Annotated in this window: 16 protein-coding genes; 11 read left to right on the top strand and 5 right to left on the bottom strand. The window is 69.6% G+C overall.

Features of this window, described 5'->3' with window-relative positions; translation table 11 throughout:
* Positions 1-73 precede the first annotated feature (73 nt).
* The 5 genes from OJA40_RS02690 (at position 74) to OJA40_RS02670 (ending at position 5,425) form a co-directional block, all read left to right on the top strand.
* Complete coding sequence (locus tag OJA40_RS02690; protein ID WP_208427406.1) at positions 74-541, top strand: GatB/YqeY domain-containing protein; 468 nt, start codon at positions 74-76, stop codon at positions 539-541.
* Between the two features lie 154 nt (positions 542-695).
* Positions 696-1,289, top strand: coding sequence for a CvpA family protein (locus OJA40_RS02685; protein WP_263809893.1), 594 nt, complete (start codon positions 696-698; stop codon positions 1,287-1,289).
* A gap of 108 nt (positions 1,290-1,397) precedes the next feature.
* On the top strand, positions 1,398-1,829 hold the full coding sequence (locus OJA40_RS02680; protein ID WP_208427356.1) for a hypothetical protein: 432 nt from the start codon (positions 1,398-1,400) through the stop codon (positions 1,827-1,829).
* A gap of 90 nt (positions 1,830-1,919) precedes the next feature.
* Positions 1,920-4,979, top strand: a complete 3,060-nt coding sequence (locus OJA40_RS02675; RefSeq protein ID WP_208427357.1) for an SbcC/MukB-like Walker B domain-containing protein — start codon at positions 1,920-1,922, stop codon at positions 4,977-4,979.
* Between the two features lie 110 nt (positions 4,980-5,089).
* Complete coding sequence (locus OJA40_RS02670) at positions 5,090-5,425, top strand: MerR family transcriptional regulator (protein ID WP_208427358.1); 336 nt, start codon at positions 5,090-5,092, stop codon at positions 5,423-5,425.
* 42 nt (positions 5,426-5,467) lie between these two features.
* On the opposite strand, the gene acnA is transcribed toward OJA40_RS02670, so the two are convergent.
* The 4 genes from acnA to OJA40_RS02650 form a co-directional block, all read right to left on the bottom strand.
* Positions 5,468-8,200: an aconitate hydratase AcnA gene (gene acnA / locus OJA40_RS02665; protein ID WP_208427359.1), complete on the bottom strand. Its 2,733-nt coding sequence runs from the start codon at positions 8,198-8,200 to the stop codon at positions 5,468-5,470.
* Between the two features lie 141 nt (positions 8,201-8,341).
* Positions 8,342-8,989, bottom strand: a complete 648-nt coding sequence (locus tag OJA40_RS02660) for a polysaccharide deacetylase family protein (protein ID WP_208427360.1) — start codon at positions 8,987-8,989, stop codon at positions 8,342-8,344.
* Positions 8,990-9,036: 47 nt separating this feature from the next.
* Positions 9,037-10,023, bottom strand: a complete 987-nt coding sequence (locus OJA40_RS02655; protein WP_263809892.1) for a hypothetical protein — start codon at positions 10,021-10,023, stop codon at positions 9,037-9,039.
* 49 nt (positions 10,024-10,072) lie between these two features.
* A complete protein-coding gene (locus OJA40_RS02650) occupies positions 10,073-11,368 on the bottom strand; it encodes a BamA/TamA family outer membrane protein (RefSeq protein ID WP_208427567.1) in 1,296 nt (431 codons plus the stop codon).
* Positions 11,369-11,472: 104 nt separating this feature from the next.
* On the opposite strand from OJA40_RS02650, the gene purD reads away from it, so the two are divergent.
* From purD to OJA40_RS02635, 3 genes are all read left to right on the top strand, one after another.
* Complete coding sequence (gene purD / locus OJA40_RS02645; protein WP_208427568.1) at positions 11,473-12,765, top strand: phosphoribosylamine--glycine ligase; 1,293 nt, start codon at positions 11,473-11,475, stop codon at positions 12,763-12,765.
* A 14-nt stretch (positions 12,766-12,779) separates the two neighbouring features.
* Positions 12,780-13,703, top strand: a complete 924-nt coding sequence (locus OJA40_RS02640; protein WP_208427569.1) for an NHL repeat-containing protein — start codon at positions 12,780-12,782, stop codon at positions 13,701-13,703.
* Between the two features lie 85 nt (positions 13,704-13,788).
* Complete coding sequence (locus tag OJA40_RS02635; protein ID WP_263809891.1) at positions 13,789-17,370, top strand: hypothetical protein; 3,582 nt, start codon at positions 13,789-13,791, stop codon at positions 17,368-17,370.
* A gap of 56 nt (positions 17,371-17,426) precedes the next feature.
* On the opposite strand, the gene murA is transcribed toward OJA40_RS02635, so the two are convergent.
* On the bottom strand, positions 17,427-18,746 hold the full coding sequence (murA, locus tag OJA40_RS02630) for a UDP-N-acetylglucosamine 1-carboxyvinyltransferase (RefSeq protein WP_263809066.1): 1,320 nt from the start codon (positions 18,744-18,746) through the stop codon (positions 17,427-17,429).
* A 225-nt stretch (positions 18,747-18,971) separates the two neighbouring features.
* Here murA and OJA40_RS02625 point away from each other — a divergent pair, with 225 nt between their 5' ends.
* The 3 genes from OJA40_RS02625 (at position 18,972) to fbp (ending at position 22,074) form a co-directional block, all read left to right on the top strand.
* On the top strand, positions 18,972-20,138 hold the full coding sequence (locus OJA40_RS02625) for a cysteine desulfurase family protein (protein ID WP_208427021.1): 1,167 nt from the start codon (positions 18,972-18,974) through the stop codon (positions 20,136-20,138).
* Between the two features lie 66 nt (positions 20,139-20,204).
* Positions 20,205-20,873 carry a TIGR04282 family arsenosugar biosynthesis glycosyltransferase gene (locus OJA40_RS02620; protein ID WP_208427022.1) on the top strand — a complete coding sequence of 223 codons (669 nt, stop codon included), beginning with the start codon at positions 20,205-20,207 and terminating at the stop codon, positions 20,871-20,873.
* A 115-nt stretch (positions 20,874-20,988) separates the two neighbouring features.
* Positions 20,989-22,074, top strand: a complete 1,086-nt coding sequence (gene fbp, locus OJA40_RS02615; RefSeq protein WP_208427023.1) for a class 1 fructose-bisphosphatase — start codon at positions 20,989-20,991, stop codon at positions 22,072-22,074.
* The last annotated feature ends 59 nt before the right edge of the window (positions 22,075-22,133 follow it).

Genomic DNA, 22,133 nt, shown 5'->3' with positions numbered 1-22,133 from the left:
GGCGTTGAGTGTGTTCCCGGCGCGTCACCGCCCCTCACTCTCACCACCTTCCCGTCATTTCCTACCGCACACCATGTCCGACTCCATTCTCGACCGCGTAAAGCAGGACCTCACCGACGCCATGAAGGCGCAGGACGACGTGCGCCGGCGCGCCCTCCGATCCCTCCGGGCGGCCCTCGCCAACAAGGAGATTGCGAAGCGACGGGCGGGGACCGACGCCAGCCTCGAAGAGCAGGAGGAGCTGGCTGTCGTCCAGAAACAGGTGAAGCAGCGCCGCGACTCGATCGAACAGTACGAGGAGGCGGACCGCGACGACCTGGCACAGAAGGAGCGGGAGGAGATTGAGGTGCTCGAAGACTACCTGCCGGACCGACTGAGCGACGAGGAGCTGGCCGAGCGGCTTGACGCACTCATCGACGACGTGGGCGCCACCTCGATGGCCGACATGGGGCCGGTCATGGGGCGTGCCATGGACGAGCTGCGCGGCCGGGTGGACGGCAACCGGGTGCGGGAGATGGTACAGGATCGCCTCTCGGACTGAAACGGCTTCCGGAGGAATCAGTCGGGGCCTCTTTTTGCGTCGCGAGGCCGTCTCTCCGCCGTGAACCTTGTTCCGGGGGGGCGCTTTACATCATTGCATCTCTTCTTCATCTTTTCGGGTAGGACCCTGTTTCCGGATCGCCGGCGGTGTTGCCATGCTGACTGTGCTCGACTGGTTTATCCTCGTCATGCTCCTCGCGGGGCTCATCCGCGGGTACCTGGTGGGGGCCGTGCGTCAGGCGGCGAGCCTCCTTGGGCTCGTGGCCGCGCTTCTCTTTTCCGTGGAGTTTATGGGGGCGGTGGGGGCACTCATCGTCAAGAGCCTGGGCCTCGCCGAGTCGGTCGCCCCGCTCGCTGGTTTCACGGTGCTGTTCTTGGGGGTCTACCTCCTGTTTCTGGTCCTGGCCCGGCTCCTGGAGCAGCTGTTTGACACCCTATCCCTCTCGTTTCTAAACCGGGCGGCCGGGGGGGCGGTTGGGGGGGCCAAGGCGGCGTTGCTCCTGAGCCTGCTGTTTCTGGTCCTCGCCGGCCTGGAGCTCCCGGAGAAGGAGACGCGAACCGACTCGGCCCTCTACCGCCCGGTTGCGCAGCTTCTGCCCAGGACGATCGAGGCGACCGAATCCTGGTTTCCCGCGGCCAAACGGGCGGCCGATCAGCTGGGCCGACAGGTGCGGTCCCGCATGGACGCGGTTCCGGAGTCGTCCGATTCGGGGACCCCCCGCTCGGGCCTCCAATCCGGAATTCAGTGATGTGCGCTGGGGCGCGTGGGGGCCCTGGAGAAGGAAGGAAATGAGGGTTGTGTTTTTGGCGGCACCAGTTCGTTCACCCGCGTGGGCTCACTACCTTTGCTCGTTCCTATGCCCGTTCTTGGCAGCGACATCTCAATCGACCTTCACATTGTCGGGGACGTTGAGCTTGACACCATCCGCGGCCTCGTGCAGGAGAACGGGCGCCTGCGCCCGGAGCTTGCCGGGGACCTGCAGCGTGCGATCGAAGACACGGCCCGCGAGATTTTGGATGGGGCGGGCGCGGAAGACTGCGCGCTCAGCGTCGACCTGAATCTTGTTCGGGAGCGGGTGCCGGGGGCGCCGCGCCAGCGGGTGGAGGCCGACCTGAACGTGGAGGCCGACCGCTCCGCCCTGGCGGCGGCGGACGATGCCCTGGACGCCCCGGAGCGGGCGCGGATTGCCGCCGCCGCGGAGGCGCAGCTCAACGACCGCCTCCGAGACCGGGAACTGACCGACGTGGTGGACGCGACCGTGATCGTAACGCCCGTAGAATTTCGGTGAGACGGCGCGTTCTGGAAACAGCGCGGGCGCATCGGGAATTTCCCGTAGTCCCACTGGCGTTTCGTCCTCTCCCCCGCGCTTGTCCCCCGCATGGTCCCGGTCCGCTTGGAACTGAAAAACTTCCTGAGCTACGGCACGGAGGCCCCACCCCTCGAGTTCGATCACTTTGACGTGGCCTGCCTGTCCGGCGGCAATGGAGAGGGCAAGTCCGCCCTCCTCGACGCGATGACGTGGGCCGTCTGGGGAGCGGCGCGCAAGTCGAGCGGCCGCCGCAAGCCCGACGAGGAGCTCATCCGGATCGGGACCCGGCACATGCGGGTGGCGTTCACCTTCGACCTTGAGGACACGCGCTACCGGGTGGTCCGCTCCTTCTCCCGGTCGGAGACGGGCAAGACCACATCGTCCGACCTTGAGTTTCAGCTCCACGACGCCGCCGGCACGGACTACCGTCCCCTCACGGGGGCGACCCAGCGCGAGACGCAGGCCCGGATTGAGGACACGCTGGGGCTGGACTACGACACGTTCATCAACTCGGCCTTTTTGCTGCAGGGCCGCTCCGACGAGTTTACCCAGAAACGGCCCAGCCAGCGCAAGGAGATTCTCACCCGCATCCTCAACCTCGGCCGGTACGAGGCGCTCGAAGACGAGGCGCGCGACCACTGGCGCGAGGCGAAGGAGCGGCAGCAGCGCGCCGCGGCGGAGGTGGAGCGGCTGGAGACGGCCCTGGAGGACGTACCGGACTGGGAGGAGGAGCGGGAGGCGGTGCAGGCGGACATTGAGGCGCAGACGGAGGCCCTCTCCGGCCTTCGCGACCGAGAGAAGGCGCTGACCCAGAAGCGGGCCACCCTGGAGGCAACGGCCCGGGAGGCCGAGTCGATTCGCGAGTCGATGGCCAGCCTGGACGACCGGATCGAGGAGCACCGCGACGAGATCGAGGCCCTCACGGCACGCATCGAGGAGGCCGAGGCGCTCCTGGAGGACCGCACCGCCATCGAGGAGGCGTACGACGACCATCAGTCCCTCGTCGCGGAGCGGGACGCCCTCGAAGACACGCGCGAACGCCACCGGACCCTTAAACAGAAGATGGACGACCTGTCGTCGTCCCTCCAGGAGCGGCGCAACGACGTCGAGCGTCGCCTGGAGCGACTGAGGGCCGAGCGGGCCGGGATCGAAGAGTCGCTGGACGACTGCCGGGAGACCCTCGCGCAGCGGGCGGAGGTGGAGACGCGCCTGCGGCGCGCCCAGGCGGCCCGGCAGCAGGTGCCGGAGCGGAAGCGGGTGCGCCGGCGTCGGGATCGGCTGGAGCAGCGGAAGGCCGAGGCGCGGGAGGCGATCGTGGGGGCGCGGCAGCAGCTTCGGGGCGAGATTGAGACCCTCCGGGCCCAAATCGAAGAGGAGGCGGAGGCGCTGGAACGGAGGGAGCAGATCGAGGCGCGGATCGACGCGCTTCGCTCGAAGCAGGAGACGCGGGCGGCCCTGGACGAGCGCATGGCCGAGATCGAAGACGACGGGACGGCCCGGTCCCAGGCCGTCCAGGAGCAGGCGGGGCAGCTGGAGGCGCTGCGAGACGAACGCGAGCGGGAGGCCGAGGAGCTGCGGCGGTTTCGAGAAGCCGATGGGGACGTGTGCCCGACCTGTGGCACCGAGCTGACCGACGCCCACCGGGAGGAGGCGGAGGCCACGCTCCGGTCCCACATCGATGAGCTCGACACGGCCATCGAGTCGGCCCGGGCACAACTCGATGAAGAAAAAGAGCGACGGGCCGAACTGCGGCGGACGTACCGCCAGCTTCAGGACAAACGAGAGGCCCTGGACGACGTCGGGGAGGCCCTCGCGACGGCCCAGGAGCAGAAGCGGGCACTGGAGGCGACGGCGGAGGCGCTCGCGGCCCACCGCGAAAAGGCCGAACGCCTTGGCCAACGCCTCACAGAGGGGCGCTACGCCGAGTCCGCGCGGCGGCAGTGGCAGGCCTGCAAGCAGCGCCTCGCGGAGACGGAGGTCGACACGGACGCCTTCGAGGCGCTGCAGAACCGGGCGGCCCAATTCGACCGGTACGCGGATCGGCTGGCCGAGATTGAGCGTGCAGCCGCACGACGGGAGGAGCTGGCGCAAAAACGGGACGAGCGGGACGAGAAGATCGAGCAGCTCCGGACGGCTTTGGACGAGAACCGTGTGGCCGAGGACCTACAAGAAGACATGGAGGATCTGCGGGCGGAGATCGACGCCCTGGAGTTCGACCCGGACCGCTTTCAGGAAATCCGAGAGCGCCTGCAGGCGTTGAGCGACGTGCCGGACCGCCACAACGCCCTCGTCAACGCTCAGGAAAACCGCACCGAGTGGGCGGAACAGCGCACCCGGATTCGAGACCGGATGGAGGGGGCCCAGGAGGAGAAGCAGGGGTTGGATGAGCGCCTTGCGGAGTGCGAGTCGGCGCTAGAGGACAAGCCGGAGGTGGTCGCCGAGCAGGAGAGCGTATCGGAGCAGGTGGAGGCCGAAGAAGAGGCGCTCACCGACCTGCAGCAGCGCCTCGGCAAGCTGGACGCGCAGCTGGAGCAGGCCGCGGCGGACCGGGAGGCCCTGGAGGCGGCCCGAAAAGAGCGCCAAGATGCCGCCGCCGCCCGCCAGCGGTACAAGCACCTCCGGGCCGCCTTCGGCAAGAACGGCATCCCGTCGCTCATCATCGAAGAGACGCTTCCCGACATCGAAGAGCGCGCAAATCGCATCCTGGACCGGCTCACCGACGGCCGGATGCACGTGCGGCTCGACACCCTCAAAGAGAAGAAAAGCGGAGGGACCAAAGAAACGCTCGAAATCATCATCACCGACGAGCACGGCGCACCCCGCCCCTACGAGACGTACTCGGGTGGCGAGAGCTTCCGGGTCAACTTTGCCCTCCGTGTCGCGCTGGCGCAGCTGCTGGCCGAGCGCAGCGGTGTACGGGTGCGCACCCTCGTGATTGACGAGGGGTTCGGCACGCAGGACGAAGCCGGCATCGAGCGGCTCGTGGAGGCCATTCAGGCGATCCGCGAGGACTTCGCTAAGATCCTCGTCATCACGCACCTCGAACGGCTCAAGCGGGCCTTTCCGGTGCGCATCGAGGTCGAGAAGGATCCCTCCGTCGGCTCCACCTTCGAGCTCGTCGGGGCGTAGCCCGCCGCCGAGACCCAGTCCGACGGGGCGTCTCCCGAACGGTGACGGCCCAGCGTCGTACGGATGCACACGTCTTTCGCACACGCCCTTTCTGCCGGTCAGCTACCCCCATGCCCGAGGACGAAATCGAGACGCTCTACTACTCGATCGGGGAGGTCGGTGAGATCGTCGACCAGGAGCCCCACGTCCTCCGGTACTGGGAGCAGGAATTCGAGGTCTTGAGTCCCCGAAAGAACCGGGCCGGGCGGCGGGTCTACACCCAGGACGACGTGGAAACGGTCGAACGCATTCGTCATCTCCTGAAGGACGAAAAGTACACGATCGAGGGGGCGCGGCAGGCCATTGCCCGCCAGGACGCCGGGGCGGAGGCAGGCGATGACATCGCGGACGACCTGAAAGCGCTCCGGGCGTTCCTCGTTGAACTCCGCGACCAGCTCGATGAGTAGCCCGCCCCCAGCGGTGCGCCGGGCCGTTCGGACGGCCTCCCGCTACGCCGTCACCGGCGCCCCCCGCAGCGTCTCGCGGAGGACGTAGTGGAGAATGCCGCCGTGGCGGTAGTAGCGCACCTCGACGGGCGTGTCGCACCGGGCGATGGTGGGAAAGGTGGTCGCCGTGCCGTCCGCGGCCGTGGCCGTCACCGCAATCTCCTGTCCGGGCGCCAGGTCTTCGTCGAGCGGAATGTCGAACGTTTCTGTGCCGTCGAGCCCCAGGCTGTCGGCGTCCGCGCCGTCGGCGAACTGGAGCGGCAGCACGCCCATCCCGATCAGATTGGAGCGGTGGATGCGCTCGTAGCTGGCGGCGATCACGGCCTCCACGCCGAGCAGGTCGGTGCCCTTCGCGGCCCAGTCGCGGCTGGAGCCCATGCCGTAGTCTGCGCCCGCGAGCACGACCAGCGGCACGTCGTGTGCCTGATAGTCCATCGCCGCCTCGTAGACGCTGGTCACCTCGCCGTCCCGCAGAAAGTTCTTCGTAACGCCGCCCTCCGTGCCGGGCACCAGTTCGTTCTTGATGCGGATGTTGGCGAACGTGCCCCGCATCATCACCTCGTGGTTGCCGCGGCGGGCGCCGTAGGAGTTGAACTGGCGCGGCTCCACGCCCCGCTCGATCAGGTACGTCCCGGCGGGGCTGTCCGGCGGGATGGCGCCGGCGGGCGAGATGTGGTCGGTGGTCGTCGAGTCGCCCACCTTCACCAGCACGCGGGCGTCCTCGATGGCGTCCACCGGCGGCACCTCGGGCGTCAGGTCGACGAAGAAGGGCGGCTCCTTGATGTAGGTGGAGTTCTCCTCCCAGTCGTAGACCGCCCCTTCCGGGATCTCGATCTCGTTCCACGTCTCGTTGGAGGTCTCGATGCCCTCGTACTCCGCGGCGAAGAAGTCGGGCTTCACGGCCGCGTCGACCAGGCGCTTCACCGCCTCGCTCGACGGCCAGAGGTCCCGCAGGTACACCGCCTCGCCGCCGGCCGTCTCGCCGATCGGGTCCGTGGTGAGGTCGATGTCGACGGTGCCGGCGAGGGCGTAGGCCACCACCAGCGGCGGCGAGCCGAGGTAGTTGGCCTGCACGAGCGGGTGGATGCGGCCCTCGAAGTTGCGGTTGCCGCTGAGCACGCCGGAGACGATCAGGGTGCCCTCCTCGATGGCGTCCGCCACCGGGTCGGGCAGGGGGCCGCTGTTGCCAATGCAGGTGGTGCAGCCGTAGCCGACGGTGGCGAAGCCGAGCTCTTCGAGGAAGGGCAGCAGGTCGCTCTCCTGGAGGTAGTCGGTCACGACCTTCGACCCGGGCGCGAGGCTCGTCTTGATGTAGGGCGGGACGGTGAGCCCGGCCTCGACGGCGTTCTTGGCGAGCAGGCCCGCGCCCAACATCACGGAGGGGTTCGACGTGTTTGTGCAGCTGGTGATGGCCGCGATGACCACGTCGCCGTGTGTGAGGTCGAGCGTGTGGGTGCCGTCGTCGTACGTGCCGGTGGCGCCGAGGTCGTCCGCGTCGAGCCCAAAGCCGGTGGGGCCGGACGGGGCGGTCAGCGAGTCCGCGAAGGCGTCCGGCAGCTCCGGCACGCGGATGCGGTCCTGCGGGCGCTTGGGGCCGGCCACGCTCGGGGTCACCGTGCCGAGGTCCAGCTCCAGCACGTCCAGGTAGTCGGGGGCCGGGGTGTCCGGGGTGTGAAAGAGGCCCTGCGCCTTCGTGTAGCGCTCCACGAGCTCCACCTGCTCGTCGGAGCGGTTTGTGCGGCGCATGTAGTCGAGCGTCTCGCCGTCGATGGGGAAGAAGCCCATTGTGGCCCCGTACTCGGGCGACATGTTGGCGATCGTGGCGCGGTCCGGCACCGTGAGGGTGTGCAGGCCCGCGCCGAAAAACTCGACGAAGCGCCCTACGACGCCGTATTCGCGGAGCATCTGGGTGATGGTGAGCACGAGGTCGGTCGCCGTGGCCCCCTCCGACAGCTCGCCGGTTAGCTCGACGCCGACCACCTCCGGCATCAGCATGTAGAGGGGCTGCCCCAGCAGGGCGGCCTCCGCGTCGATGCCGCCCACGCCCCAGCCGAGCACGCCCAGGCCGTTGATCATGGTGGTGTGGCTGTCGGTGCCCACGAGCGTATCCGGGTACGCGAGGGGCGTCCCGTTCGCCGTGTCGCGCGTCCACACCCCGCGGCCCACGTACTCCAGGTTCACCTGGTGGCAGATGCCGCTGGCCGGCGGCACCACGCTGAAGTCGTCGAAGGCCTGCTGGCCCCACTTCAGGAACGTGTACCGCTCCTGATTGCGGCGAAACTCCAGCTCGCTGTTGAGCTGGACCGCGTTCGGCAGGCCGAAGTGGTCCACCTGTACGGAGTGGTCGATGATGAGGTGGACCGGCACCTCCGGACTGATGCCGTCCGGGGCGGCGCCGAACCGATCCATCGCCGACCGCAGGGCCGCGAGGTCCACCACGGACGGGACCCCGGTGAAGTCCTGCAGCAGCACGCGGGAGGGCGTGAACGGAATGGCCGCCTCGGTCGGGGCGGCGGGGTCGTACTGCGCCAGCCGGCGGACGTGCTCCTCAGTGACCAGGTCGCCGTCCCACTGCCGGAGCAAGCCCTCCAAGAGGATGCGGATGGAGACGGGAAGCCGATCGAGATCGACGCCGTCCAGCGCGGAGAGGCGGTACAGGTACGCCGGCCCCGTGCCGGTCTCAAATGTGTCGAGGGCGTCGAAGGGATCGGGGGCGAGATCAGCGGGGGCAGACATAAGCCGAAAGGGACGGGAAGGCGAGGAGGCTGCGCGGGCCCCCTTCAATTCCGAAGGGCCCGCTGAGGCTCCGCCGAATCCGTGGGACGACCCCGTGTCGTCCCGCCAGGCATGTCCCTACGTCTGTGTGGGAGAACGCCGTCAGAGCGCGTCAAACGTCCAGCCCTCGGCGGAAAGCGTGCGGAGAATGGTCGCCAGGGCCGGGAGGGTGACGTCCTCGCAGACGGGATTGTCGTGGAGGACAATGACGGAGCCGGGGCGCACGTGGCGCACCACGAAGTGGGCCACCCGCTGGGCCCGGGCGGTCTTCAGGTAGTCGCCCGGCATCACGTCCCACATCACCATCCGTTGGTTCTGGGCCGCACACCACCGGCGGAGCCCCTGCGTGGGGTGGCCGTAGGGCGGGCGGAGCGCCCGGAGCCGGGTTTGCGTGAGGGACTGCAGCCGCCGCGTGGTGCGGGCGACCTCACTCTGCAGCTGCTCGTGGGGCACGGACCAGGGGTCGACGTGGGTATAGGTGTGGTTGCCGACGAGGTGCCCGGCCCGAGCAATGGCGCGGGCACGGCCTGGGTGCCGGTCCGCGTTCTGGCCGACGAGGAAGTGGGTGGCCTGCGCGTCGTACTGCGCGAGCAGGTCGAGCAGGTCGTCCGTGAGCTCCTCGGTCGGGCCGTCGTCGAAGGTGAGGTACGCGGTCTTAGCCCCCGCCTCGACCCGCCAGAGGAGGTCCGGAACGAAGCGGTGGAACGGGCGTGGGCCGTGGGTGGCCAGGTAGGGAATGAGGAAGCGCATTGCGGGGGGCGTGCGACGGGATTTGGTGCGCGAGTCGAGCAGGTGGGTCAGGACGCTCGTATTTCATCATGGGCGTTCCGTCCGGCCTGCCGCCCTCGTGACGGCGCCACCAGGGCCCATCCGCCTGCGAGGGGGAGAGAGAGCACCAGCATCAGGACGGTCGCGACGGTGGACCGGAGCAGTTGGCGCTGCCCGAAGTGGGACGCGGCCGGAAGGGCGAGCACCACGTCCGCGCCCATCTTGCCGAGGAGGGCGAGGAGGGTGGGCTGGCGCCATGCGGGCAGCGCGAGGGCGGCGGCACAACAGGCAAGCAGTGCGGCGTGGACCAGCCAGAGCCCCACGGCCTGGGCCTGCACGACCCGGGACGGCGCGCGGATCGCCTCGCGGAACCACTCGGCCTGGTTCCGGAGAAGATCGACGAACGAATCCGCAGGGGGACGCGTCACGGCGGCCTCCGGCTCGGGATTGAAGGCGGCCGTAGCGGGGGCGAGAGGGGCGGGCGGCACAGAGGCCTTGGGGGACGTCGAGCCGGGGGGCCGCGATTTGGCGTCGAGGGCCCGGTTGGCCGTGCCGGGGCCCAGGGGAAGGCCCAGATGCGCGGCCCCGCCGAGGAGCGTCAGGCGGCCCAGGTGCTGGAGGGCCTCCAGGCGGGGCAGGAACAGGTCGTCGTGCTCCACCAGCGTGGGGCCCATCACGACGGGCGCGTCGGCCCGGCTGTGCCGCACCATCGACCGCGGCCAGGTGGGCGGGGCGTCGGCCCCGGCGGGAAGGGTCAGGGTGACGTCGCCCGGGACCGGCCCACCGGGCCGCGCGACCGCAATGCGGTCGGTGGGGTACGCGCAGGACTGCACGGCGTCCCGGAGGCGTCCCGCATCCTCGTCGCGGGCGGGGACGATTGCGACGGACGGCCACTCGGCAGGCGCGCTCGGCGGCGACCCGCGCCGGGCGGCGAGAAAGCCCAGGGCCGCGGCCCCTGCCAGAAGCGCATACGCTGCGACGAGGCCGGAGAGAATAGCAACGAGGACGGGCGGCATGAAAAACGGGAGGATCGACGGGGCGGCCGAGTGGACGAGGAGCGCCGGCTTACGGCTGGCGCAACTGATGGTGGGGCGGACGCAGGGCCTGCAGGTCCTGGTGCAGGGCAAACCGGACGCCCGTCACCCCTTCCGGGCCGACGCCGAGCGCCAGGTCGAGTGCAGGCACCGCGCGAAACGAGAGCCCCATCCGAAGCCCGACGGACGCGGCCGGCCGCAGGGGCACGGACGCCTCCCCCACGTCTGCGGCGTCGTCAAACGTGAGGTCAAGCGCCGCGTCGGCAAACACGTCGTCGTACACGCTCGCGGCGTGAAGGCCCACGTGGCCGCCAAGGCGAAGCACACGTAGGGGCTGGGCGAGCGGAAAGCGGTATAGCATGCTGCCGATCAGGCGGTCGGAGTCGACGAAGCGGTGCCGAGCCAACCCGGGGACCTGGGTGCCGTCGAGCATCGGGCGCAGGTAGTAGGGGACCGACGCCTCGCCGCGCGTGACAGTGCGGGCTAGGGACAGCCGTCCCACCAGGTGATGCGCGCCGCCGAGGGGCACCAATCCTTCGGCGCTGAGGTCCAGGCGATCGTACTGCACGAAGGAGGAGACCGCCCCGTATCGCTCCCAGCCGCCGTCTAGGAGCAGGCCGCGCGTGGGCCGAGGACGAGGGGAACGGGTGTCGTACTGCACATCGACCCCCACGCGCAGGGCGGTATGGCTCGGGGCCAACGGGCCGATCCGACTGCTCGCCAGTTGCCGGAGGTGCCGCCGGGACGCCGCGTCCAGGCTCGGATCCGCGGGGGATGGAACGCGATCGACCCGGTGGGCCGAGAGGCCGACGTGGGGCTGGAGGAGCAGTCGCCGGTCGAGAAAGTGCTGTCCGGCCCGAATGCGGACCCGGGCGGCGGAGCGTTCGATGGGCTGCCGGGCGTCGGACGACGACCTAGGCCCGAGTCCATAAAACCAGTCCCGGTTCGTGTGGAGGCCCCGGGCATTCACCAGCACATACTGGCGGGCCCGCTCGGGATTGGCACTGGCCCAGGCCGCGGTGGCCACCTGTTCGTGCCGGGCGGGCGCTGCGGTGAGGAGGGCCTGTGCGTGCCGACGCCCCAGGTGATGCACGACGAGTCCGGCCCCGGCGCCCCCACCGACCCGTGGGCTCCACGTGGCGAGGGGATACAGCCGGAGGTTGATGGCGGGCTCGTCCAGGGCCCCTGGAAACGCCTGCCCGGCCGCCGGCGCCGCCGTCAGCCCCACTATCCCGCCGAGGAGAAGGGCGAAGGCGGCCCGCAGACCGCGTTGGCGAAAACGCGTCTGGGATCCCCAGGAGGCAAAATGAGACAGGAGCGTGTGCATCAGTGGGAGCCGTCACCTATGTTGAAATGGATCCTGCCGCACGGCGCGGCGAGGGGGGAGGTTTCAGTGTAACTGGTTCTTCCCGGTCAGTCATCAAAAACCGTATGCGAATCCTCATAGTCGGAAGTGGAGGACGAGAGCACGCGCTCGTGAAGGCCCTGGCCCAGAGCGATCAGGTGTCCGCCCTGTTCGCCGCGCCCGGCAACCCCGGCACGGCCCAGAAGGCCACAAACGTGGGCCTGGAGGCGACCGACCTGGACGGGCTGGTCGACTTTGCGGAGACGGAGGCCATCGATCTGACCCTGGTGGGGCCCGAGCGGCCGCTCGTGACGGGCATCGTCGACCGGTTTGAGGCGGCCGGGCTGCCCATCGTGGGGCCCACGAAGACGGCCGCGCAGCTGGAGGGCAGCAAGGCCTTCGCCGATCAATTCATGGCGCGCCACGACGTGCCAACGGCATCGTTCCGGGTGTTTGACGCGGAAGAGGCCGACGACGCGGCGGCCCACCTCGATGCGGTGGGGGCCCCGGTCGTGGTGAAGGCGGACGGCCTGGCGGGCGGGAAGGGCGCCTTCGTGTGCTCCACCCTGGACGAGGCCCACGACGCGCTGGGCCAGATCGCAAACCAGCGGGCCTTCGGGGCGGCGGGCGATCAGGTCGTGATCGAGGAAAAGATGGACGGGGAGGAGGTGAGCGTCCTGGCCCTCACCGACGGGGCGCACTACGTTCTTCTCCCGCCGTCCCAGGACCACAAGCCCATCGGGGAGGGCGGCACCGGCCCGAATACAGGGGGCATGGGCGCGTTTGCCCCGGCCCCGATCGTGGACGGAGCGCTGCTCTCCCGCATCTGCCGCGAGATCATCGAGCCGACCCTTCAGGGCATGCAGGAGGAGGGCACGCCGTACCGCGGGGTGCTCTACTGCGGCCTCATGATCACGGAGGAGGGGCCGAAGGTGGTCGAGTACAACTGCCGCCTCGGCGATCCCGAGGCCCAGGTCGTGCTTCCGCTCGTGGAGTCGGACCTGGCCGCGCTCTTCCGGAACCTCGCGGAGGGCGACCTGCAGGGCGGCAACCTCCGGACCACGCCCGGAGCGGCGGCCTGCGTCGTGCTCGCCTCGGACGGATACCCGACCGACTACGAGACGGGCTTTGAGATTGCCGGGGTTGGGGACGCGGAGGCCCTCGAGGACGTGTCGGTCATCCACGCCGGCACCCGGCTCACGCCGGAGGGGACGCTCGTGACCGGCGGGGGCCGCGTGCTCGGCGTCACCGCCACCGGACGAGACCTGCCGGCGGCCCTCGATCGGGCGTACGACGGTGTCGACCGCGTCGAGTTTGCGGGCAAGACCTACCGCCGCGATATTGGCGAGAAGGGGCTGGCTCACCTAAATGCATCGTAGGTCCCCCTGTGTGTATGCGTTGCCGCCATCTGCTGTGTGCTGGGCTCGGGGTCCTGCTTCTGTGGGGGGGCGGAGGCGTATGGACCGTAGGGCTGGCGCATGCGCAGGGGACGGACCGCGCAGCGGGAACGGTCCTCGCGCAGTTTGAGGAAGCACGGGCGCTCGCCGTTGATCCGCGAGGGCGTCTCTACGTTGCGGACGCGGGGCGTGACGTGGTAGGCATTTTTGAGGCCGATGGCACCCGCCGGGATGTGCTGGGCGGGACGGGCACGCGACCGGGCACGTTCGACACGCCCTCGGCCATCGATCCGACGAACGGACAAACTCTCCTCGTGGCCGACACCTACAACGGTCGCGTCCAGCGGTTGTCGACGGAGGGGCAGTATCTCGAGTCGCTGCCCGTCGGGCAGGCCGGGCGGCGGACGGCCGGGGAGTGGACCGTTCGGGACGGACAAGGAGGGGCCTCGGTCCAGGGCGATGGGCGGCCAATCGGGGTGGCGCGGGACGACGAGGGGGCCGTGTTCGTGCTCGATTCGCGCAACCGCCAAGTTTGGAAGTGGAGTGACGTAGGGCAGGTGCAGGCCGTCGTGTCTGGGCGAGGAGGGCGGCTGCAGGATCCGGTTGCGTTGGCCCTGGGGCCGGACCGCCGCCTGTACGTGGCCGACGCCGGTCGCGAAGCGGTGCTCATCTACGATGCCGTCGGCACGTTTCGCCGTCGCGTGCCCGGACTCGCCCCGGCCGCCGTGCAGGCCCTCGCCGTCCATCGCGGCCGGCTGTGGATCGTCTGCCCGCGCCGCGTCCTCGTGTGGAACCGGGCGGTGGGTGTCGTCGCGGAGCACACGGTCGACCTCGGCGAGCCGCTCGTTGACGTGGCCGTGTACCAGGACCGCGCGTACCTGCTTACCGAAACGCGGCTGCTTCGGCGCCCGGCCTGGTAGCGGCAGAAAGACGAACGTCGTCGGGAAGCAGCGTCGCTCGGGGAATCACTAATGCTCGTTTCGTTCCGCTGGCGCGGTACCGCTCGTGTCGTACGCTCCGTCGATTGTTCGGGTGCTGCTGCTGTGTGGCGTAGGGGGGCTGCTCCTGGGCGAGGCGGCGGCGCAGGACACGACGCAGGTGCTGAGGGACCTTGGGCGTCACCGAGACACGATTGACACCTTTCAGCCGCAGCCGTATCAGCTACGCCGGTTTGTGCTGCCGGGCAGCGAGACAATTCGGGTCGGCCCGACCCGCCTCGATACGTCCGAGTACCGGATCGAGGCGCGAACCGGGCGGTTGTGGGTGCGTCGGGACGACCTCCTCGGGGCCCGCGACACCCTGTTCGCCCGCTACCGGACGTATCCGTTCGCCTTCGAGGAGGTGTATCGCCGCCGGGCCCCGGACACGAGTGCCGCGGCGGACTCGGCGACGGTGGTCGTGGAGGAGAATCGGCCCGACACCACTGGGTTCGATCCCTTCGACGGCATTGACATTCAGCGGAGCGGCTCCATCTCGCGGGGCGTGGTGGGCGGCACGCAGCGCGACGTGAGCGTGGAGTCGGGGCTCCGCATGCAACTGCAGGGCGAGGTGGCCGACAGCGTGTTCGTCCAGGCCCTGCTCACCGACGAGAACACGCCCATCCAGCCCGAGGGCACGACCCAGCGCCTTCAAGACTTCGACCGTGTCTTTCTATCGGTGGAGGCCCCCCAGGGCAGGGCTCGCCTCGGGGACGTGGACGTGGATCTCGACGGTGGGACGTTCGGCCCGTTTTCGCAGAAGGTGCAGGGCGTTTCTGTCGAGAGCGACGGGCTGGGCGCGGCCGCCGGGCTGGCGGAGGGGGAGGTCACCGCCTTCGGGGCGGTGAGCCGGGGGCAGTTCCGCACGCAGGACATCGCGCCGACCGACGGGGTTCAGGGGCCGTATCGCCTTCGGGGAGCGAATGGGGAGGAGGCCATCATCGTCGTCGCGGGGTCGGAGCGCGTCTTTCTGGACGGCGAGCGCCTTACGCGCGGCCGAACCGAGGACTACGTGATCGACTACACGCAGGCCGAGATCACATTTACCGCCGACCGCCTCATCACGGACGACCGGCGCATTGCCGTCGAGTTTCAGTACTCGACCACGCAGTTCACGCGGACGCTGGTCGGCGGGCGGGCAACGGCGGGGGCGTGGCGGGGACGCGACGGCGACGCCCGGGTCAACGTGGGGGCCACGGTCGTCCGGCAGGCCGACGGCCGCGACTTTCAGACGGCCTTCGACCTGTCCCGCCAGGACTCGCTCCGCCTCGCGCGGGCCGGGGACGCGTCGGCGGTTCGGAGCGGGGCGCGCCGCGTGGAGTTCGATTCGGATGCGCCCTACGTCCATTACCGCCGCGAGCCGATCGCGTCGCCCGACGGGACGCAGGACACGATCTTCGTGGCCGTGGAGGACGCGCCGCCCCCGGAGGCCCCGGTCTTCCGGGTCCGCTTCACGCGAGTGGGGGCCGGAGAGGGAGACTACCAGCGCGCCGGGGCCGAGACGAACGGGGTTGTCTACGCGTATGCAGGGCCGGGGGGCGGGGCCTACGCCCCCGTTCAACCGCTTCCGGCCCCGACCCGACAGCGCCTCGTCGACCTGACCGGCTCGGTCGAGCCGGTGGCTGGTGTCGAGGTGTTTGGGGAGTGGGCCGGGTCGCTAAACGATCAAAATCGGTTCTCGGGGCGCGATGCGGGCGACGATCGGGGCCGGGCGTACACGGCCGGGGTGCGGGTCGCCCCGATGAGGATGGAGGTCGCAGGCACGACGCTCGGAACGGTATCGGGCCGGGTGCGGCGCCGCGAGCGGGGCCAGAACTTTGTCACGTTCGACCAGACGCGTCCCATCGAATACGGGCGGCGGTGGAATCTTTCGCGCGGCGGGTCGGGGCTCCCGGACCGCCTTCTAGATCGCGGCGACGAAACGGTGGACGAAGGGCAGGTGAGCGTCGATTGGGGACGGGATTCGTCCCTGGAGGCCGGTGGCGGCCGGCTGACGGTCGGATCGGCCTTCGAGGCGTGGCGGCGGCGGGGGAGGCTCTCCGTCCAGGAGCCCGGATGGCCCCGCCTGTCACTCCAGGCCGTCTCCATCACCAGCACCGATCGCTCCGCGGAGGTCGAGGGGGCCTGGCGGCGGCAGGCGGCCACGGTGCGCCAGCCGCTCTGGGACGGGCGCCTGGAGCCGCGGCTCGACGTACGGCGGGAGCGCCGCCGCCAGCGAGCGCGAGGCACGGACAGCCTGACGGCCGGGTCGGTTCGGTTTCTGGAGGTTCGGCCCGGGCTGTCGTACGCCAACGGGCCCGTCGAGGCGTCCGCCAGCCTGGAGCGCCGCACCGAGCAGGGCGTGGTGGACGGTTCGTTTCGCGACGCGTCGCGGACGTGGACGGCCCAGACAGAGCTCGCCCTCGACCCGCAGGCGCCCTACCGGGTGTCGGTGGAGGGCGGGCTGCGACGCCGCGACGTCACCGATGTCTTCCGCCGCACCGAGCAGCGGCGCGAGACCGAGTCGGTTCTCATGCGGATCGACGGCCGCGCCCGGCCGCTGGACCGGGCGGTCGACGCGCGGCTGTTCTACGACGCGGCGACCGAGCGCACCCCCATTCAGCGCGAGGTGTACGTCCAGACCTCGCCCGAGCGGGGGCAGTACGTGTGGCGCGACGCCAACGACGATGGCGTGCAGCAGGTCGACGAGTTCGTTCCGGAGACAACCCCCAACGAGGGCACGTACGTGCAGCGCTTCGTGCCGTCCGACACGCTCGAGTCCGTCGTTGATCTCCAACTGCGCACCCGCCTCGCGCTGCGCCCCCGGCGCTTGTGGCCGGACGGGGACGCGTGGTGGAAGGAGGGACTGCGCCGGGTCACCGCGGAGACGCGCGTCCAGGTCCGTGAGCAGAGCCGGACCGACACTCCCACGGCCCTCTACCGGCTGGATCCGGATGAATTTCGGCGCCCGGGGCGCACGACCGACGGCGCACTGCGGCTTGAGCAGCGCCTGGAGGTGTTTCGGACGCAGCGGGGATACGGCCTGGATGCCTCCTGGCGGCAGGTGCGGGGCCTTACGGAGCGCGCCGCGGGGGGCGAGCGGCGGTTCCTGAACCGGTGGAAGGTGGAGGGACGGCTCCGCCCGGCGTCGTCCTGGCAGCTCCGGGCGACGGGCACGGCGGAACGCGACCGGGTGCAGAGCGAGGCCTTCGACGAGGCCCGTAGTTTCGACATCCGCACGCTCCGAATGCGGCCCAGCGTCTCGTACCAGCCCCGTCCTGCGCTCGACGTGACGCTGGCGGGGGTCTATGCCCGAAAGCGGGACCGGGCGAAGGGGCGTCGCGTCGACCTGTACACGGTGCCGCTCGAGCTGACGTGGCGCCGCGCGGGGCGCCTGCGGCTTGCGGCGAACGCCGAGGTGGCGCGGGTCGACCTCAACGGGACGGCTGTCGGGCGGGCGCAGTTCGAACTGACCGATGGACGCGGGCCCGGCACCTCGCTGCTCTGGGGGCTGCAGGGGCAGTACGCGTTTACGGACCGCCTCCGTGCCACGCTGAACTACGACGGACGCGCCCCGGCCACGACCGATCCGATCCATACGGTGCGCGTGCAGGTCAACGCCTCGTTTTGACGCCCGCTCCTGTGTAGGCGCACCTCGCGGCCCCAAGGAAAAGCCGCGAACGCGAGTTACCCGTCCTGAGCGGGGGCCCGGTCCGGCTCCGCAAACTCGTCGTACGCCTCGCGGTGGATGGAGACTCCGGCGCCGCGGAGCTTGTCTTCGAGGTCTTCGTACCCGCGGTCGAGGTGGTAGACGCGGAGAACGTCCGTGCGGCCCTCGGCGAGCATGCCGGCCATCACGAGGGAAACGCCGGCCCGCAGGTCCGTGCTCATGACCTTGGCCCCCTTCAGCGGCGCGCCCCCATGGATTGTCGCCGCGTTTCCGTCCACCTCGATCTCCATGCCGAGGCGCTGCAGTTCCGGCACGTGCTTGAACCGGTCGTCGTAGATCGTGTCCGTCACTGTGGCCGTGCCGTCGGTGCGGCTGAGCAAGACGGTCCACTGTGCCTGCAGGTCGGTCGCGAAGCCGGGGAAGGGGGACGTCTCGACGGAAACCGGACGGAGCGTCTCGGGGCGCGTGACGGTGACGGTCTCGTCGCCGTAGGACACGTCGACCCCCGTTTCGGCCAGCTTTTCCTTGAAGACCGGGCCCAGGTGCTCGTGGGTGCCCTCGTGGATGTCGACGGGGCGGCCGGGCTCGGCGGCGGTCGCGGCCATGAGGATGAAGGTGCCCAGCTCGATGCGGTCGGGCGTGTTGCGGAAGGCGCCCGCGTTGAGCGCGTCGACGCCCTGCACCTCGATCGTCCGGGTGCCGAGGCCGTCGATCTGAGCCCCCATCTCCTGCAGGGCGCGCCCGAAGGCCACCACGTCTGGCTCCTTGGCCGCGTTCTCAATCTTGGAGCCGCCCTGGGCCGTCACGGCGGCGAGCAGAAGGTTGATGGTGGCCCCCACGCTCACGGGCTCCAGCCGGACGGTGCCGCCCGCGAGCCCGCCGTTTGGGGTGGAGGCGTGCACGTAGCCCTCGTCCAGCTCAATATCGGCCCCGAACTGCTTCATGCCCTCAATGTGCAGGTCGACCGGTCGGGGCCCCCACGCGCAGCCTCCGGGGAGGGACACCTTGGCCGTCCCGCAGCGCCCCAGGAGCGCGCCGAGCATGTAGAAGGAGGCCCGCATCTTCTTGACCAGCTCGTAGGGCGCCACCGGCGTCTCGATGGTGGTCGCGTCCACCGAGAGGGTGTGGGCGTCGGCATCGAAGGCGACCGCCGGGCCCCCGTGCCGAATGACCTTCGAAAAGGTGCGCACGTCCCGCAGGTCCGGTACGTTGGTGATGGTCGAAGGGCCCTTTGCCAGAAGGGTAGCGGCCATGAGCGGAAGGGCTGTGTTTTTCGATCCGCTCACGGTGAGGGGGCCTTGAAGAGACGACTCTCCGCGGACGACGAGTTTGTCCATGGGGCAGCAATGCTGGTGGGAGGAAGGGGGCTGGACCGAGTGTGAAGTCAAAATGGTGCCGGATGAAAACGCCGATGCGTGAAATTGTTCGTCGGCAGGGGCGACGAACTACGTAAAGCGTGTCCCTGTCGCGTCCGAATCAGCCGACCCACTGCCTCGTTGAACAGGTTCCTGAGTGCTTTCGCAGGCCCTATCGTCCCTCGATGCACCGATCTACTCCGTTTGATGGAGCGCGTCTACCTCGATCACGCCGCCACCACGCCCCTCGACCCCGAGGTCTTCGAGGTGATGAAACCGTACCTGCTGGAGGAATACGGGAACGCGTCGTCGGTGCATCAGCTGGGGCGGCAGGCCCGCGTCGCGATGGAGGGGGCCCGAGAGCGCGTCGCAGGCTGTTTGGGGGCCGAGTCGAGCGAGATTGTCTTCACCAGCGGCGGCACCGAGGCCGACAACCTGGCCCTCAAGGGCGCGCTGAGTGCAGCGTCGACCAATGGGGAGGACGCCGGCCTGGTCACCTCCGCCGCCGAGCACAAGGCCGTCCTGGAGCCGGCCCGGCGCATGATGGAGCAGGGGCGGCCCGTGACCCTGCTGTCGCCGGACGCCCACGGCGCCGTCACCCCCGAGCAGGTGGAGGCGGCGCTCGACGAGGACACCGCCCTCGTGTCCCTCATGCACACGAACAACGAAATTGGGGTGCAGACCGACATTCCGGCCGTGGCGTCGGTCTGCAACGCGCACGACGTGCTGCTGCACTGCGATGCCGTGCAGGCGGCAGGCCTGCAGCCGCTCGACGTGGGGGCGCTCGGCGTGGACCTGCTTTCCCTCTCCGGTCACAAGTTCTACGGGCCGAAGGGGATCGGCGTGTTGTACGTCCGGAACGGCGTCGATCTCGGCCCGCTCGTCGAGGGGGGCTCCCAGGAGCGCGACCGCCGGGGCGGCACCCAGAACGTGGCCGGGGCCATCGGGCTGGCGGAGGCGCTGGAGCGGGCCACGGCGGAGGCGGAAGAACGGGCGGCACGGCTGTCGCGGCTCCAGCGGCGGCTCGTGGAGGGGCTCGACGACGCGGTGCCCGGGCCGTACGTCTGTAACACGCCGCTGGACGAGGCCCCCATTGCGCCTCACGTCGTGAACGTGGCCTTTCCGCCGGTCGGGGACGAGCCCCTCGACGGGGAGATGTTGATTCTGAATCTGGACATGCAGGGCATACTCGTCTCGGCCGGGTCGGCCTGCACCAGCGGCGCGCTGGAACCGAGTCACGTCCTGACGGCCCTTGGCCTCGACCGCCCGACGGCCGCCGCCGCCGTTCGGTTCTCGCTGGGGGCGAAGACGACCGAGGAGGACATCGATGAGGCCCTCGACGCCCTCCACTCTACGCTGCAACGCATGCGCTGACGGCGGGCGCTGTGTGGCCTCCCGTCGCGTCCCACGATCCGTTGCCCCGCTTTATTTTCCCGTTCCATGGACACTGCCCTTCTCGTCTTTGCCAAGGTCCCGCGTCCGGGAGAGGTCAAAACACGCCTTACGCCGGCTCTCAGCGCCGCCGAGGCGGCCCGCCTCTACACGGCCTTCCTGCGGGACACGCTGCGGCAGGTCCTGCGGCTGGACGCCGACGTGCGGCTCTACCTGGCCCCGCCGGTGCCCGACGAGGCGCCCGACGCGGTGCCGTCCGGGGTGGGCGTGCACGTGCAGACGGGGGACGGGCTCGGGGCCCGCATGGAGCAGGCCTTCCGGGAGACGCTGGGAGACGGCTACGGGCAGGTCCTCGTGATGGGGAGCGACCATCCGACCCTCCCTCGTTCGTTCCTGCAACGGGCGGACCAGGCCCTTCAGGGTTCGGGATCGCTCTGCATCGGCCCCACCGAGGACGGCGGGTTCTACCTGCTAGGCATGAGCGCCTTCTTCCCGCAGCTGTTTGACGAGATGAGCTACAGTCACGGTCAGGTGTTTGCGGAGACCCTGTCGCGGGCAGAGGGCACCGGGGCGGACGTGACGGTGCTCCCGCAGTGGTACGACGTGGATCGGCCCCGCGATCTGGACCGCCTGCTGACGGACCTGGACGACCGGCCCGCGGACGCCCCGAACACCCGGCGCGTCGCGGATCGGCTCGGGCTTGAGGCGCTCGCCTAGCGGAAGAGAAGTGGGGGGCCGCTTCCATTTGGAACCGCTTCCGAAATCTTGTATCTTCCGGACACGGAAGCCCTGCTTCCCGAACGTTTCCTCTCACATCCCATCGACGCACGTCATGACCGGATCCCATCGCACATCCCACGCCGGCGACGGCGCGCCCGAGGACGACCTGGGCACGTTTCAGACCCTGGAGCAATTCATTCTTGATCGACAAGACTCGTTTCCACACTCCACCGGGGCGTTCTCGCGGCTGCTGCGCGACATCAGCCTGGCGGCCAAGATCGTGAACCGCGACATGCGCCGCGCCGGGCTTCTCGACGTGTACGGCAGCACCGGCGAGCGCAACGTGCAGGGGGAGGTCCAGCAGAAGATGGACGCCCTTGCCCACCGCGAGTTCGTGCAGGCGCTGCGGCGGGGCGGGGAGTGCTGCCTCATCGGCTCCGAGGAGCACGCGGAGGCGATCCCCCTGAGCACCGTTTCGAAGGAGGGCGACGGAAAGTACATCGTCCTTCTGGATCCCCTTGACGGCTCCTCCAACATTGACGTGAACGTGTCGGTGGGCACCATCTTCAGCATCTACCGGCTGCCGGACGGCTACGAAAAGGAGGAGCCGGATCCGGAGGCGGCCCTCCAGCCGGGGACCGAGCAGGTGGCCGCGGGCTACGTCGTCTACGGCTCCTCAACGATGCTGGTCTACACGACCGGGAATGGCGTGAACGGCTTCACGCTCGATCCGTCGATCGGGGAGTTTTTGCTGTCGCACCCCGACATCCAGACGCCGTCCCGAGGGCGGCTCTCCTCGATCAACAGCGGCTACTACCACTCCTTCGAGGAGGGGCTGCGGGACTATCTCGACTGGCTCCAGCAGAAGGACCCCGAGACCAACCGCCCCGCGAAGACGCGGTACATCGGCTCGTTCGTGTCGGACTTCCACCGGAATCTTTTGAAGGGAGGGATCTACATGTACCCGGCCACCGAGAGCAGTCCGGCGGGGAAGCTTCGCCTGATGTACGAGGCCAACCCGATGGGCTTCATTGCCGAGCAGGCCGGCGGGGCGGCGTCGGACGGGCACCGGCGCATCCTGGAAAAGGAGCCGGACAAGCTTCACCAGCGCACGCCGCTCTTCATCGGCAGCGAAGAGATGGTTCGTCGGGCCGAGGCGTTCCTGCAGGGCGAGCCGGAGCGAGCGCTGTCGGCATGATGCGTGAAAAGCGTAAACGGTGAGGGCGTGAACGGAGAGTGGGGGATCCTCGGGGCCTC

The sequence above is a fragment of the Salinibacter pepae genome (assembly GCF_947077775.1).
Lineage (GTDB): Bacteria > Bacteroidota > Rhodothermia > Rhodothermales > Salinibacteraceae > Salinibacter > Salinibacter pepae.
This window is presented reverse-complemented; position numbering and strand designations above follow the sequence as displayed.

What these genes read in the sequence shown, in the direction of transcription:
- OJA40_RS02685 (WP_263809893.1), top strand. Translation starts at nt 696, where the DNA reads ATGCTGACTGTGCTCGACTGGTTTATCCTCGTCATGCTCCTCGCGGGG.
- OJA40_RS02650 (WP_208427567.1), bottom strand. Translation starts at nt 11,368, where the DNA reads ATGCACACGCTCCTGTCTCATTTTGCCTCCTGGGGATCCCAGACGCGT.
- OJA40_RS02670 (WP_208427358.1), top strand. Translation starts at nt 5,090, where the DNA reads ATGCCCGAGGACGAAATCGAGACGCTCTACTACTCGATCGGGGAGGTC.
- OJA40_RS02675 (WP_208427357.1), top strand. Translation starts at nt 1,920, where the DNA reads ATGGTCCCGGTCCGCTTGGAACTGAAAAACTTCCTGAGCTACGGCACG.
- OJA40_RS02690 (WP_208427406.1), top strand. Translation starts at nt 74, where the DNA reads ATGTCCGACTCCATTCTCGACCGCGTAAAGCAGGACCTCACCGACGCC.
- murA (WP_263809066.1), bottom strand. Translation starts at nt 18,746, where the DNA reads ATGGACAAACTCGTCGTCCGCGGAGAGTCGTCTCTTCAAGGCCCCCTC.
- OJA40_RS02625 (WP_208427021.1), top strand. Translation starts at nt 18,972, where the DNA reads ATGGAGCGCGTCTACCTCGATCACGCCGCCACCACGCCCCTCGACCCC.
- purD (WP_208427568.1), top strand. Translation starts at nt 11,473, where the DNA reads ATGCGAATCCTCATAGTCGGAAGTGGAGGACGAGAGCACGCGCTCGTG.
- OJA40_RS02660 (WP_208427360.1), bottom strand. Translation starts at nt 8,989, where the DNA reads ATGCGCTTCCTCATTCCCTACCTGGCCACCCACGGCCCACGCCCGTTC.
- OJA40_RS02620 (WP_208427022.1), top strand. Translation starts at nt 20,205, where the DNA reads ATGGACACTGCCCTTCTCGTCTTTGCCAAGGTCCCGCGTCCGGGAGAG.
- OJA40_RS02640 (WP_208427569.1), top strand. Translation starts at nt 12,780, where the DNA reads ATGCGTTGCCGCCATCTGCTGTGTGCTGGGCTCGGGGTCCTGCTTCTG.
- OJA40_RS02680 (WP_208427356.1), top strand. Translation starts at nt 1,398, where the DNA reads ATGCCCGTTCTTGGCAGCGACATCTCAATCGACCTTCACATTGTCGGG.
- OJA40_RS02655 (WP_263809892.1), bottom strand. Translation starts at nt 10,023, where the DNA reads ATGCCGCCCGTCCTCGTTGCTATTCTCTCCGGCCTCGTCGCAGCGTAT.
- fbp (WP_208427023.1), top strand. Translation starts at nt 20,989, where the DNA reads ATGACCGGATCCCATCGCACATCCCACGCCGGCGACGGCGCGCCCGAG.
- acnA (WP_208427359.1), bottom strand. Translation starts at nt 8,200, where the DNA reads ATGTCTGCCCCCGCTGATCTCGCCCCCGATCCCTTCGACGCCCTCGAC.